Genomic DNA, 12,234 nt, shown 5'->3' on the forward strand with positions numbered 1-12,234 from the left:
GCCCGTTGTCGTCAAGCATAGACTGCGCCCGGTCGATCATATGACCCAGCTCGCCTGACGATCTCCAGATCTTCACGCGGCAGACCGCTGGTCAGGAACTCCTCGCGCTCCAGCACGCGCCGCTCCATCTCCTGCCTGAGGGCGAGCCCTTCGCGCGAGAGTGAAATGGCAATCTCCGGCCCGCCCTTCTTGCGCCGGCTGATCAGCAGCCTGGCCGGTCTCATCGCTCACAAATACAGCGTCTCACCATTCTCGTTGACCGGATTGCGATCGTTTTCGGCGCACTGGAACTCGATCAGCACGCCATGCCGGTCGCGGCGGTAGCTGACCGAAACCTCATATGGCCCCGAAAAGGCCACGGGATCGGTCATCACCATGTCGTTTATCAGCACATCGGGGTCATCGGGCGAGAGGTAGATGCGCTCGACCAGCCGGAACTGGTCGGAATGCTTGCCGCCTTCCCCGACTTCCAGCGCATCGGAAATGCCGATTGTGTCCACCACCAGCGTCTGCCCTTCCCAATGGCCGATCGAATGGCCGTGGAAACTGGGGGTGAATTCGTCGAGCGAGGGATGCCCGCGCCCATCGGTCCAGATCGTGCGGGTCTGCATCCAGGCTTCCTGGTTGATGGTGACGCGGCCCGGCGTGAACAGGAACTCGTAGGGATACTGGGCAAGCTGCATGATCCGCGGCAGGCCCGGCGGGCTGCAATTGGATCGGCTGCGTAGCTCCACCCCGTCATTCGCCTGCACCTGCTCGCGCCACCGCTCCCACCGCTCCCGGTATTCGCCGGTCAAGGGGGGTTGCGGCATCGGCCCGGCGGCCGGATCGCGGCGGTTGAGGAACCAGATCCCGCCCCAATCGGGCAATTGGTCAAGCTCGTGATAGCGGCCCTTGGGGAAACCGGCGCTCTGTTCCGGCGACGCCAGCCCCTGCGCCGGTTCCGAGGTGATCGGCCCCATCTGCGCCTGCGCAGCGCCACCCGCGGCAAGCGACAGCGCGGCAAGCAGGGCGAATCTGCAAAGCCTCAGGCGCTTCATTCGACAGTCCCCAGGACGGTGCCATCGGCCTTGCGCACGCCGACATAGCTGCCGCCGCGCGCGCCGCTGCGCAGCGGGTGGACATAGATCTGCACCCGGTCGCCCTGGCGCAGGCTGGTGCGCGTCCAGCCTTCCTGCGTCAGATTGTTGGGACTGGTCATCTCGATCGACCATTCTTCGGTTTGTCCGCCCGCCTGCACCGTGGCGCGAATGAAGGCGTGCGGGTTCTGCCAGCGGAACTGCACCACCGTGGCATCCAGCACCACGGTGCGGCGCATGTCGAACATCGAATAGGAATGATGCGCCGAAGCAGGCAGCGCCAGCGGAGCGGCGAGAACAGCTGCGCCAATCAGGGCAAGCATGAATTTGCGGATCATCGTCATGGCAGGATCTCCTCCCCCGAAGCTGTCAGAATTGCGGCACATTCACGGGCTGCCCGTTCTTGGGCAGGCCGGAATCGAGCACGGTGCCATCGGCCTTCGTCAGATCGAGGAACAGGCCGCCGGGTGAGCCATCGCGCAGCGGGTTCATGCGCAAGGTTATCCGTTCACCCGAAACCAGCGAATTGCGCCGCCAGCCGTAACGGGCCAGGTTGTTCGGGCTGTTGAGCTCGATGCTCCAGTGGCGGGTGGAATTGCCGCGCCGCTCCTCCAGTTCGATGAAGGCGTGCGGATTGGTCCACTGGAACTCCAGCACCGTGCCCTGCAACGTCATGATCTCGCGCTGGTTGAACATGGCAAAGCTGTGGTGCGACAGCGCAGGGCCGGCCACTGCGGCCAGCACCGCTGCGCCAAGTGCGCCGGCAAAGGTCCGTCTAGTCATCATCGCGCACGCCTTCCACATTGCTCTGGCCCTGCTGTTCCGCCGTATCCCGGCCCAGTTCGGTGCCGGGCAGGTTGGCGTTATAGGCAAGGATGCAGTTGCTCTCGTTGATGTCGGTATAGTCCTGCCGGGTGAACCGCTTGGTCGACCGCCATTCCCCTTCCCACATCTGCGGGTCGGTCATGATGTATTCGATTTCCATCACCGTGCCGTCTTCGAGCAGGCGGATGCGCTCCACGATCTCGAAATCGTAGGACACCGGGATGCCGTAATCGATCCAGTGGTTGTCGGCTTCCATGTATTTGGTGCGGACGACCAGCGTATCGCCTTCGAAATGGCCGATGCTCTCGCCATTGTATCCGGGAACCACGAGGTCCGGATTGCTGAACTCGCGGCCATCAAGGAAGATCGTGCGGACCGAATTGTTGAAGCCGGAAATCATGTAGATCGCGGTCGGCAGCTGGATGAAGGCGTGCGGCCACACCCGCGTCATGATCATCGGCATGCCCGGCGGGTAGCACTGGCCGATTGAATCGCGGTAGGTCTCGTTACGGGCCTGCGCCAGCGGCGCCTCGATCAGCGCCTCGATCCCTTGCGGGCCGAATTGCGGATATGGCGGCCCGAACAGGAAATGCAGGAAGCCATCCGACAGATCGATGAACCAGGTGCCGGTGATATTGATCGGCGCCGGCGGGCGCGGCGCGTTGAGATTGGCCGGGGCCAGCGCGCCCAGATAGCCCGGATGCTTGGGCACCATCTGGTTCAGCCGGTCCTCGCTCAACGGCACATACTGGCGGACGACTTCCGGTTGCCGGGGCGCGTCACTTTCCTGCGCCATCGCCGGCATGGCGCAGATCGCCCCCGCAAGCGCGAGCAGAGCCGCGCCAGATCTGTTTGCTTTCTTCAATTCCCTCTCCCCCCATTGCAAGGCACGATACCTGACCGTTTTGATGAGATCAAACTGGTCGGGCAGCGGACCTATTGCCCCCTTCGTCAGCCTTGGGCCACTCGGCCCGCAACGTCAGAAAACATAACGCAGCGAAATGGGTGCGGAGCGGGGCGCGCGACCTCTTTCCTACAGCCTTGCCGGCCGTTCATGCGCGCTATCCCAATCGCAGCACAAGGACCCCTCCCCCATGGCCCTCATCGAATCCCTGATCGGCCCCATCGCGTCCATCATTGACAAGGTCATCCCCGACAAGGCGGCGCGCGACCGCGCCAAGCTCGAACTGCTCACGCTCGAAGGGACGCAGGAATTGAAGCAGATCGAAACGCGCATGGCCGCCATTCTGGCCGAGGCGCAATCGCCCGATCCCTGGACCAGCCGCGCGCGGCCCAGCTTCCTTTATGTCATCTACGCGATGATCCTGTTTGCCATGCCGATGGGCGTGCTGTCCGCCTTTCGCCCGCAGGCGGCACTGGATATTGCGGCGGGCATGAACGCCTATCTCAACGGCCTGCCCGAACCGCTCTATGCCCTGTTTGGCACCGGCTATCTTGGCTACACCGCTGCGCGGCAATGGGGAAAGATCAAGGGCGTGGAATAACCGGCCGAAACCGCGGCGCGGCTTGCCAAGCGGGCCGCGCCGCCGCTACCACGCAGCACCATGAGCAATATCGTCTTTGTCCTCAACGGCCCCAATCTCAACCTTCTCGGCACAAGGGAGCCGGAAATCTACGGCTCTGCCACGCTGGATGATATCGCCGCCATGCTGGAAGATCGCGGCCGCGAACTGGGGCTGGACATCGATGTGCGGCAATCCAACCACGAAGGCCATCTGATCGACTGGATGCACGAGGCGCAGGCGGTGGGCGCGCGCGCCATCCTCATCAACCCCGGCGCCTATACCCATACCTCGATCGCGCTGCTCGACGCGGCCAAGTCCATCACCACCCCGGTGATCGAGGTGCATCTGTCCGATCCGCATACGCGCGAGGAATTTCGCCACATCTCCTATATCGGCATGGCGGCAGTCCAGACCGTTAAGGGACTTGGCCCCAACAGCTATCTGGTGGCGCTCGACGCTGCGGCACAGCTGTAAGTCACAAGACCGTAACTCTTGCCATGATCGCCCACTGCTTCTAGCGGGAAGCCAACAGATCAACCCAGCAAGAGGTTCGCATGGCCGAGAACAGGGGCTCCACCGCGCGCAAGGGCGCGATGAACATTGACGCTGCGCTGGTGCGCGAGCTGGCGGATATGCTGGCCGAAACCGGTCTCACCGAAATCGAGGTGGAGGACGGCGACCGCAAGATCCGCGTTTCGCGCGGGGCGGTTGCCGCCGCTGCCGCACCGGTGGCCGTGGCTGCTCCCGCTGCTGCCGCCGCGCCTGCCCCCGCCGCCCCTGCCCCGGCCACCGCGCCCGCTGCTGCTGCGCCCGCTGCTGCTGCGCCCGATATGTCCAAGGCCGTGAAATCGCCCATGGTCGGCACCGCCTATCTCACGCCCGAACCGGGCGCTGCGCCGTTCATTTCGGTGGGCGACACGGTAAAGGCCGGGGCCACGCTGCTGATTGTCGAGGCGATGAAAGTAATGAACCCGATCACCGCCCCGCGCGATGGCACCGTTACAGATGTGCTGATCGAAAACGGCCAGCCGGTCGAATACGACCAGCCGCTGGTGGTAATTGCCTGAGGCCGGGACGGGAGAGAGAACAGCCATGGGTATCAGCCGCATCCTGATCGCCAATCGCGGCGAAATCGCGCTGCGCATCCACCGCGCGGCGCACGAAATGGGGATCGAAACGGTGGCAGTGCATTCCACCGCCGATGCCGATGCCATGCATGTGCGGCTGGCCGACCATGCCGTGTGCATCGGCCCGCCTTCTGCTGCCGACAGCTATCTCAACACCGCCGCGATCATTTCGGCGGCTGAAATTACCGGCGCGGATGCGATCCATCCCGGTTACGGCTTCCTGTCCGAAAACGCGCAATTTGCCGAAATCGTCGAAGCGCATGGCATTACCTGGATCGGGCCGAAGCCTGAACATATCCGCACCATGGGCGACAAGGTCGAAGCCAAGCGCACCGCCGGCGCGCTCGGCCTGCCGCTGGTGCCGGGGTCTGATGGCGCGGTAAGCGATTTTGACGAGATGCGCCGCGTGGCGGCCGAAATCGGCTATCCGGTGCTGGCCAAGGCTGCCGCGGGCGGCGGCGGGCGCGGGATGAAGGTGATCCCCAGCGAAGGCGAGCTGGAAGAGCTGGTCAAGCAGGCCATGGCGGAAGCCAAGGCCGCGTTTGGCGATGACCGGATGTATCTGGAAAAATATCTCGGCAATCCGCGCCATATCGAATTCCAGATCTTTGGCGATGGCAAGGGCAACGCGATCCATCTGGGCGAGCGCGACTGCTCGCTGCAACGCCGCCACCAGAAGGTGCTGGAAGAAGCCCCCAGCCCCGTCATCACCCCCGAAGAGCGCGACCGGATGGGCGGCATCGTGGCAAAGGCGATGGCCGATATGGGTTATCGCGGTGCGGGCACGATCGAATTCCTGTGGGAAAATGGGCATTTCTACTTCATCGAAATGAACACCCGCCTGCAGGTGGAACATCCCGTTACCGAAGCGATTACCGGGGTCGATCTGGTGCGCGAACAGATCCGCATTGCCGAAGGCAAACCGCTGAGCGTGACGCAGGACGAATTGCGCTTCACCGGCCATGCGATCGAATGCCGCATCAACGCCGAAGACCCGTTTACCTTCACCCCCAGCCCCGGCAAGATTACCGCCTATCACCCGGCGGGCGGGATGCATGTGCGCGTCGATAGCGGGCTTTATGCCGGCTATTCGATCCCGCCCTATTACGACAGCATGATCGCCAAGCTGATCGTCTATGGCCGCACCCGCGAAGGCTGCATCATGCGGCTGAAGCGCGCGCTGGAGGAAATGGTGGTCGAAGGGGTCAAGACCTCGATCCCCTTGCACGCCGAACTGATCCAGCAGCCCGACATTCTGAGCGGCGACTATTCGATCAAGTGGCTGGAGGAATATCTGGCCAAGCGCGAAGGATAGGCGCGGAAAACAGGGCTGTCCTACAGCCGCGTGCCGCCATCAGGCTGCGCGCGGCTCTTTCCCAATGTCGGTTCCGGCTTTGAAGTGGATACGCAAAGTGTCAACTTCGCAAAACGCGCCAATTTCGCAGCAATGGCAGTGATTTGCGCTGCAAACTGCGCATCGTCACGATGTCAATTTCGTAAGCTTCGGGGCAATCCTACTCGCCCCCCACCCGCGCATATTCCAGCGCAAAGCTGGGATCGCATTCATAGGGGTAGACATATTGCCCCGGCCGCGCCGTCCAGGTGAGGTAACGCGCCCCGTCGGTTTCCAGCACGGCCGGATCGCTGAACCACTGCGTCGCGTTCAGCCGCGTGCCGTCATCCGACTTGCGGTATCGTTCGACCATCACGATCCCGTCGGTATGGTCGAGGCCGTTATTGGTGATGGTGCTGGCGGCGATGCGGCGGGTTTCGATCACCAGATCATCGCCTTCCCAGCGGCCCACCGAATAGCCGACCTTGGACAGGGGGACATTATCCGGCACGGCGCGCCCGTCCATGTGGATCAGCCGCACCTGATCGAAATATTCGTATTTGAACACGATCAGGCTGGGCGTCTGGTGCACTTCAAAGGGAAACGGCCCCTGCACGCCATAAACGATGCTTGGCGGCAGGCAGACACGGTCAATCGCCATCTCCTGTTCGGCATTCCATTGCGCCGCATGGGCGGCGGCTTCGGGCGTCAACACCAGCCCGCCAAATTCCCCGCGTGGAAACTCGGCCGCGCCCGCATCCTCGATCAAGACGGCATCGGCGGGAAGCTTTGCCAGCAGATCGGGCATCCGGATCGAGGTGTCAGTCACGAAATCCGGCCCCCAGAAGCCAGACAAATCGGGCACGCCATCCTGCGCGGCCACCGGCATCGCCAGCACCAGCGCGGCGGCGAAGAGGGCGGCCTTAATCATCGTTTGTGCTGAAGGGTGCCGCGCCGATCGCGCGCCCGTCTGCCCCCGTGGCGCTGCGCAGCCGCATGTAATTGCGCCCGTCGCGGCTGGGCCATCCGTCGATCACCACGCGGTCGCCGGCTTGCAGGCTGTCGCGCGTCCAGCCGCGCCGTTGCAGCACCACCGGCGCATTGGTTTCCACCCGCCATTCGTGCGCGCGGCCATCTTCGCCGCGGACATTCAGCACGATGGTGGCGTGCGGGTTGGTGAAACGGAACGAGGCCACCGTGCCGTCGATCCGGATCTGGCGCGTCTCGTCAAAGAACACGGCAAAGGAATGGTGCGCCGCAGAGGCGATGGGAACCACCATTGCCGCAATCACCACGGCAAGCCGAATGGCCTTGTCTTTCACCCAAAACCTCTCCCCATTCGTTATGAACAATAACTATCAGGGTGAGAGGGGCCGCGTCAATCCAACGGCACACCCGGTTCGTGCTTGGCCGTGCGGATAGTAAGGCTGGTCTTGACGCTGGCGACATTGGGCGCAGGCGTCAGGTGGCTGGTGAGGAATTCCTGAAAGCTTTGCAGGTCGTGCGCCACGATTTTCAGGATGAAGTCGATCTCGCCATTCAGCATATGGCATTCGCGCACCTGCGGCAGCGCCCTGATGTGGTTTTCAAAGGCACGAAGATCCTCCTCCGCCTGGCTGCGCAGCGACACCATGGCGAAAACGGTGATGGCAAAGCCCAGCTTGGAAGGATCCAGATCGGCGTGATAGCCCCGGATCACGCCCGCTTCTTCCAGCGCACGCACACGGCGCAGGCAGGGCGGCGCGGTCAAATCGACGCGGCTGGCCAGTTCCACATTGGTAACGCGCCCCTCCGCCTGCAAAACTGCGAGGATCTTCCGGTCAATCGCGTCCATGGTTGGCATGGGGTTTTCCTGTATCGAATCAGTGCAATCAGGGCTTGGTGCGACATGATAGGCGCGCAATCGGTCGGATTGTGGAAATATTATTGTGTATGACCGCAATTGTCCCGCTTTGCAACGCGGCGCGAAGCGGTCATGCGCCTTAACCTTCTGCCGTCTATGGCAAGGCTGCGGGTAATCACGCCCGCACTCAAGCCGGATTCGCGCGCCACGCTGTCTTATGTCCATGCAGGTTGATGATCGCCTTGCCACGGTGCTGCGTGCCCCCCCTTCGGGCGACAGGGCCGCGCGCACCCAATACCGGCAGGTGATCGACCTTTTGGGCAGCCGCCCTGCCGCGCCGGGCGATATGTCACCCGCCCAATACCGCAGCCTTGCCGCGCGGGTGGAACTGGTTCCTGCCGATGAATGGCAGCGGCGCGTAATCGAACCGGCGCTGGCGGGCCATAACCCGCACTTGCTGGCCTATCTCGGCTGGCGGCGGCTGGACGAGCTTGCGCGCCTTATCCCCGATGCGGAACGCGCACGGATCCTGCGCGAACCGGGCCAACGGCTGCGCAACCGGCACCTTGTGGCGCATCTGGCGGTTGGGGATGTGCGCAGCGCGGCTGCCGCCATGGCCATAGCGCAGCTGGACGAGGCCGAATGGCTTGATCTGGTGCCGCGCCTGCCGGTGATGGCGCGCGGGTTCTTGCGGCACCGGCGTGACCTACCACCATCGGTTGCGCGTTTGCTGGGCTCGCTCGGCGTCACCGACATGACGCTGCCTGCGCCCGATGGAACGCCTGTGCCGGGGGAGATAGCGCCCCATACAGAGGCCCCCGCACAGGCCCCGACACCGGCACCGGCCCCTGGGCCGGGAACCTTCCCGCCTGCCGAACGCGACGGCATCCGCGCGCTGCTGCACCGGATAGAGGCCTTTCGCGAAGGCCGCCTGCGCAGCGCCGAGGAGAGCCGCCTGCCGCTGGGCGATCTGGAAGGAGAAGACGGCGGACCAGCTTCCACGTCCGGAAACCCGATGATCGACCGCTTCGATTTCCGGACGGGTGTTGACGGAAGAATTGCCGCGGCCGATGCCGACATCGCCCCGCTGCTGGTAGGGATGCTGCTGAGCCGCGAGGGGCCGGGCGTGCTGGCAGTGCTGGATCAAGGCGCCGCCAGCGCGTTCGACCTGCGCCAGCCGCTGCGCGCGGCCCGGCTGGAAATCGATGCGGCCAGCGCAGTCAGCGGCACATGGCGGATCGATGCGGAGCCTGAATTTACGCCGGTTACGGGTCATTTCGCCGGGTATCGCGGGCGCGCCCGGCGTTGGCAGGAACCGCTGCCGCTTGCCGCTGCGCCGCCTGCAACGGCAGACCTGTCCCCCGATAGCGGCGAAGACCGCATCCGCCAGACGCTCCACGAATTGCGCACTCCGGTAAACGCCATTCAGGGCTTTGCAGAGGTGATCCAGCAGCAGGTGTTCGGCCCCGCACCCAACGCCTATCGCGCGCTGGCCGCCGGAATCGCGGTGGACGCGGCAAAGCTGCTCGCCGCGTTTGAGGAGGTCGATCGGCTCGCTCGCCTGGAATCGGGCGCGCTGGCGCTGGCGCAGGGCGATGCCGATTTGCACGAAGCGGTGGCCGAAACGCTGCGGCGGCTGGAAGGCGTGCTGCGCCCGCGCGGCGCGGCCATTGCCCTTCAGGCGACGGGTGACGCTTTCCCAACCCCGTTGGCGCGCGAGGAATTGCTGCTGCTGGTCTGGCGCATCTTGGCAACGCTGGCCGGCGCGGTGGCACCGGGCGAGCATCTGCACGCGCAGCTTGAGCCAACGGCGCAGCCATCCTCCCCCGCCGTAACGCTCACCTGCAATCTGCCCCGATCCATCGCCGCGCAGGACGATCCCTTTGCCCCGATGCGAAAGGACAAGAGCCAGTTGCTCAGCGCCACGATGTTCGGGACCGGATTCGCGCTGCGCCTTGCCCGCGCAGAGGCCGAGGCAGCGGGAGGTTCCTTGGAAATTTGCGCGGATAATCTGGCGTTAACCCTGCCCCTATTGACCGCGCCGGAGCAGGCCCATAGCACCGCCGAAAGGGGTGAAGACGCGGCCTGAACCTGCCTCAGCGCGCGCGAGCAAGGGGAATGGACATTGCGCAGTCTGGTCGAAAGACCGCCAAGCCGTGCCCGTGCCCGCTTTCGGGACGGGTTCGGCACGCGCTTTGTGCTGACCATCGACACCGAGGAGGAGTTTGACTGGGATAAGCCGCTGGGCCGCGACACCTATGGCCTTGATCATTTGCCGCGCCTCGCCAAGTTCCAGCAATTCTGCGAGAACAACGGCGTGTCGCCTGTCTGGCTGATCGACTGGCCGGTTGCCAATTCGCCGCGTGCCGCCGAAATCCTCAAGCCCGCGCTGGCATCGGGCACCGCCGAGGTGGGCGTGCAGTTGCACCCCTGGGTAAACCCGCCTTTTGCCGAGGATATGACGCAAGCCAACAGCTATTCGGGCAATCTGCCCGCCGATCTGGAGGAAGCGAAGTTCTCCGCCCTGCGCGATGCGATCGAACGCAATTTCGGGATAAGCCCGATCAGCTACCGCGCCGGGCGTTACGGCGTGGGAGCGGCAAGCGCGGCCATGCTGGCGCGCCATGGCATCGCCATCGACACCTCGGTGCGCCCCTTGTTCGATTATTCGAGCACAGGCGGCCCGGATTTTCGCGGCTTTCCGCTTCATCCCTACTGGCTGGATGACGAGCGCACACTGCTCGAACTGCCGCTCACCACGATCTATTGGGGGCTGCTGCGGCGGCAGGGGGACGCGATCTTTCCCCGGCTGTGGCGCCTGCCGCAACTGCGCGGCGTGCTGGCGCGGCTGGGGCTGCTCGAACGCATTCCGCTGACACCCGAAGGGATCAGCGCCGAAGAAGCGATCCGCGGCATTGACATTGCGCTGGACGACGGGTTGCCGTTGCTGGTCTTTTCGTTCCATTCGCCGTCGCTGCGCCCCGGCCATACGCCCTATGTGCGTAGCGAGAGCGATCTTGATCGGCTGTATGATTGGTGGCGCACGGTGTTCGCCTATCTCGACCGGCGGGGCGTGGCCCCTGCTTCGCTGCGCGAGGTGATGACGCAGGTTGTGCGGGACTAACTTGCCACTCGCCCGATTGGCGGCTAGTCCACGCCGCGCGGACCGGGGGCAAGCCTTCCGGACATGGTGCCGGGCCTGTAGCTCAGCGGTTAGAGCTGGCCGCTCATAACGGCTAGGTCGCGGGTTCGAATCCTGCCGGGCCCACCACCCCCGCATGCAAGCGTGCCGCCCCCAGGCAATCGGGCGGCGCGCGGAAGATCGGTTCCCGTGTCGGGGAGTAGCGCAGCCTGGTAGCGCATCTGCTTTGGGAGCAGAGGGTCGCAGGTTCGAATCCTGTCTCCCCGACCACTTTTTCAATCATTTATGCGCGCCTCCGTGTAACTGGTTTACAGGTGTTTTACAGCGAAACCCTTTGGATACGGTCTGCAATCGCAACGACGGCCCTCGCCTGATCGACATACTTGACCCGAATTGAAGCCACATCCTTCGTAGTCCAACCAAGGATATCGGCTACCTCCTGATCCGTCAGACCAGCCATGATGCAGCGAGTAGCGAACGTCCCGCGAAGATCGTGAAAGTTGACTTCGATACCGGAAGCCCGCTTGGCATCATTGAAGCGCGATCCGAAACCGGAGGCCGTCCAAGATTGCCAACTCTGGTTAGACAAGACCGTTTGTGGCAGCGGCTTTCGCTTTTTCTCCGATTTTGTAGCCATCTCGACCGAGTGACGATCCTTGATCCTTTGCAGTATCGCCTTGGCCTCCGGGGTCAGCGGCACCACAATTTTCGCTTTGCCTCGGCTCTTGCTGGTCTTCCAGATGATTGCATGTTCGCCCACTGCGTCCCAAGGCAATTTGATGAGGTCTCCGCGTCGCAGCCCTGTGCAAGCCGCAAGTTCGACAGCTTCTCGAACTTCGATGCTGGCGTGGGGCATGAAAAGATCAAAGTGGCTCTGCTCCCAGATTAGAGCGGAGCGGTCGTGATCATACAGCTTGTTGATGCCCTTTGCTCGATTGTTCGTCAGAAGCCCGCGATCAATCGCCCACGACAGCAGGCGAGATAGAACCTGAATTGCCATATCGGCACTTCGGGGCTTGTTAGCCCAGCGGTCTCGCCAATTCAGAATATCTCCTCGCACTCGCCTATCTTCGAAGATGATGAGGCGAGCTTGGCCAAATTCTTGTTCGATGCGCCCGAGCCACATTTCCCAAGTCGGCTTGGTAGTTTTGGCCAATCTCTGCCATTCCGGACTTCGGCGATAGGCAGCAATCAAGCCTGCAACGGTATCGCTTCTTTCAGCGGGCAGTCTCTCGGATCGTGCTTTAGCAATGGCGTCGATCAGCTCTGATGTGAGCTTAGGCTTAGGGTCTAAACCCAATCAGCCTCTTGAAATTCAGTGCGTGTATTGATTCAGAGTGTCTCCGCTGAAGCAGGAGA

The 12,234-nt window shown here is 63.3% G+C and carries 15 protein-coding genes and 2 tRNA genes; 8 read left to right on the forward strand and 9 right to left on the reverse strand.

What is annotated here, in order from left to right; all coding sequences use genetic code 11:
* Positions 1 to 11: 11 nt before the first annotated feature.
* Genes WFP39_RS10570 through WFP39_RS10590 form a run of 5 tightly spaced genes read right to left on the reverse strand, consistent with a single transcriptional unit; the run spans position 12 to position 2,769 of the window.
* Entirely contained in the window at positions 12 to 224 is a 213-nt protein-coding gene (locus tag WFP39_RS10570) for a hypothetical protein (protein ID WP_336919519.1), read from the reverse strand.
* A gap of 3 nt (positions 225 to 227) precedes the next feature.
* Positions 228 to 1,040, reverse strand: a complete 813-nt coding sequence (locus WFP39_RS10575; RefSeq protein WP_336919520.1) for a hypothetical protein — start codon at positions 1,038 to 1,040, stop codon at positions 228 to 230.
* Positions 1,037 to 1,423, reverse strand: coding sequence for a DUF6152 family protein (locus tag WFP39_RS10580; RefSeq protein ID WP_336919522.1), 387 nt, complete (start codon positions 1,421 to 1,423; stop codon positions 1,037 to 1,039). The genes WFP39_RS10575 and WFP39_RS10580 overlap by 4 nt, the downstream gene beginning before the upstream one ends.
* Before the next feature lie 25 nt (positions 1,424 to 1,448).
* Positions 1,449 to 1,865 (reverse strand): DUF6152 family protein, encoded by a 417-nt coding sequence (locus WFP39_RS10585; RefSeq protein ID WP_336919523.1) that lies wholly within the window; start codon positions 1,863 to 1,865, stop codon positions 1,449 to 1,451.
* Positions 1,855 to 2,769, reverse strand: a complete 915-nt coding sequence (locus WFP39_RS10590; RefSeq protein ID WP_336919525.1) for a hypothetical protein — start codon at positions 2,767 to 2,769, stop codon at positions 1,855 to 1,857. Before WFP39_RS10590 ends, WFP39_RS10585 begins: the two co-directional genes overlap by 11 nt.
* A 229-nt stretch (positions 2,770 to 2,998) precedes the next feature.
* On the opposite strand from WFP39_RS10590, the gene WFP39_RS10595 reads away from it, so the two are divergent.
* The 4 genes from WFP39_RS10595 (at position 2,999) to accC (ending at position 5,872) form a co-directional block, all read left to right on the forward strand.
* Positions 2,999 to 3,409 carry a holin family protein gene (locus WFP39_RS10595; protein WP_336919527.1) on the forward strand — a complete coding sequence of 137 codons (411 nt, stop codon included), beginning with the start codon at positions 2,999 to 3,001 and terminating at the stop codon, positions 3,407 to 3,409.
* A 60-nt stretch (positions 3,410 to 3,469) separates the two neighbouring features.
* On the forward strand, positions 3,470 to 3,904 hold the full coding sequence (gene aroQ, locus WFP39_RS10600; protein ID WP_336919529.1) for a type II 3-dehydroquinate dehydratase: 435 nt from the start codon (positions 3,470 to 3,472) through the stop codon (positions 3,902 to 3,904).
* A gap of 80 nt (positions 3,905 to 3,984) precedes the next feature.
* Positions 3,985 to 4,497: an acetyl-CoA carboxylase biotin carboxyl carrier protein gene (accB, locus tag WFP39_RS10605; protein WP_336919530.1), complete on the forward strand. Its 513-nt coding sequence runs from the start codon at positions 3,985 to 3,987 to the stop codon at positions 4,495 to 4,497.
* A 25-nt stretch (positions 4,498 to 4,522) separates the two neighbouring features.
* A complete protein-coding gene (accC, locus tag WFP39_RS10610; protein WP_336919531.1) occupies positions 4,523 to 5,872 on the forward strand; it encodes an acetyl-CoA carboxylase biotin carboxylase subunit in 1,350 nt (449 codons plus the stop codon).
* 199 nt (positions 5,873 to 6,071) lie between these two features.
* Here the strand turns inward: accC and WFP39_RS10615 are convergent, their stop codons facing one another.
* From WFP39_RS10615 to WFP39_RS10625, 3 genes are read right to left on the reverse strand one after another with little or no spacing between them, the layout of a single operon-like run.
* On the reverse strand, positions 6,072 to 6,821 hold the full coding sequence (locus WFP39_RS10615) for a hypothetical protein (protein WP_336919532.1): 750 nt from the start codon (positions 6,819 to 6,821) through the stop codon (positions 6,072 to 6,074).
* Positions 6,814 to 7,212, reverse strand: a complete 399-nt coding sequence (locus WFP39_RS10620) for a DUF6152 family protein (RefSeq protein ID WP_336919533.1) — start codon at positions 7,210 to 7,212, stop codon at positions 6,814 to 6,816. Before WFP39_RS10620 ends, WFP39_RS10615 begins: the two co-directional genes overlap by 8 nt.
* Positions 7,213 to 7,268: 56 nt before the next feature.
* Complete coding sequence (locus tag WFP39_RS10625) at positions 7,269 to 7,733, reverse strand: Lrp/AsnC family transcriptional regulator (RefSeq protein ID WP_336919534.1); 465 nt, start codon at positions 7,731 to 7,733, stop codon at positions 7,269 to 7,271.
* Positions 7,734 to 7,950: 217 nt separating this feature from the next.
* Between WFP39_RS10625 and WFP39_RS10630 the strand changes: the two genes are divergently transcribed.
* The 4 genes from WFP39_RS10630 (at position 7,951) to WFP39_RS10645 (ending at position 11,145) form a co-directional block, all read left to right on the forward strand.
* Positions 7,951 to 9,822 (forward strand): histidine kinase dimerization/phospho-acceptor domain-containing protein, encoded by a 1,872-nt coding sequence (locus WFP39_RS10630; RefSeq protein ID WP_336919536.1) that lies wholly within the window; start codon positions 7,951 to 7,953, stop codon positions 9,820 to 9,822.
* Positions 9,823 to 9,858: 36 nt separating this feature from the next.
* Entirely contained in the window at positions 9,859 to 10,857 is a 999-nt protein-coding gene (locus WFP39_RS10635) for a polysaccharide deacetylase family protein (RefSeq protein ID WP_336919537.1), read from the forward strand.
* A gap of 71 nt (positions 10,858 to 10,928) precedes the next feature.
* Positions 10,929 to 11,004, forward strand: a tRNA-Ile gene (locus WFP39_RS10640).
* Between the two features lie 64 nt (positions 11,005 to 11,068).
* Positions 11,069 to 11,145: transfer RNA gene (locus WFP39_RS10645), tRNA-Pro, on the forward strand.
* Positions 11,146 to 11,194: 49 nt separating this feature from the next.
* Here WFP39_RS10645 and WFP39_RS10650 read toward each other — a convergent pair.
* Complete coding sequence (locus WFP39_RS10650) at positions 11,195 to 12,175, reverse strand: site-specific integrase (protein ID WP_336919539.1); 981 nt, start codon at positions 12,173 to 12,175, stop codon at positions 11,195 to 11,197.
* Positions 12,176 to 12,234 lie beyond the last annotated feature (59 nt).

Origin of the sequence: Alteraurantiacibacter lauratis, assembly GCF_037154155.1 — a bacterium.
Taxonomy (GTDB): Bacteria; Pseudomonadota; Alphaproteobacteria; order Sphingomonadales; family Sphingomonadaceae; genus Alteraurantiacibacter; species Alteraurantiacibacter lauratis.

Bases quoted from the DNA above. Each gene is read 5' to 3' on its own strand.
- WFP39_RS10570 (WP_336919519.1), bottom strand. From the start codon at position 224: ATGAGACCGGCCAGGCTGCTGATCAGCCGGCGCAAGAAGGGCGGGCCG.
- WFP39_RS10575 (WP_336919520.1), bottom strand. From the start codon at position 1,040: ATGAAGCGCCTGAGGCTTTGCAGATTCGCCCTGCTTGCCGCGCTGTCG.
- WFP39_RS10580 (WP_336919522.1), bottom strand. From the start codon at position 1,423: ATGACGATGATCCGCAAATTCATGCTTGCCCTGATTGGCGCAGCTGTT.
- WFP39_RS10585 (WP_336919523.1), bottom strand. From the start codon at position 1,865: ATGATGACTAGACGGACCTTTGCCGGCGCACTTGGCGCAGCGGTGCTG.
- WFP39_RS10595 (WP_336919527.1), top strand. From the start codon at position 2,999: ATGGCCCTCATCGAATCCCTGATCGGCCCCATCGCGTCCATCATTGAC.
- aroQ (WP_336919529.1), top strand. From the start codon at position 3,470: ATGAGCAATATCGTCTTTGTCCTCAACGGCCCCAATCTCAACCTTCTC.
- accB (WP_336919530.1), top strand. From the start codon at position 3,985: ATGGCCGAGAACAGGGGCTCCACCGCGCGCAAGGGCGCGATGAACATT.
- accC (WP_336919531.1), top strand. From the start codon at position 4,523: ATGGGTATCAGCCGCATCCTGATCGCCAATCGCGGCGAAATCGCGCTG.
- WFP39_RS10615 (WP_336919532.1), bottom strand. From the start codon at position 6,821: ATGATTAAGGCCGCCCTCTTCGCCGCCGCGCTGGTGCTGGCGATGCCG.
- WFP39_RS10625 (WP_336919534.1), bottom strand. From the start codon at position 7,733: ATGCCAACCATGGACGCGATTGACCGGAAGATCCTCGCAGTTTTGCAG.
- WFP39_RS10630 (WP_336919536.1), top strand. From the start codon at position 7,951: ATGTCCATGCAGGTTGATGATCGCCTTGCCACGGTGCTGCGTGCCCCC.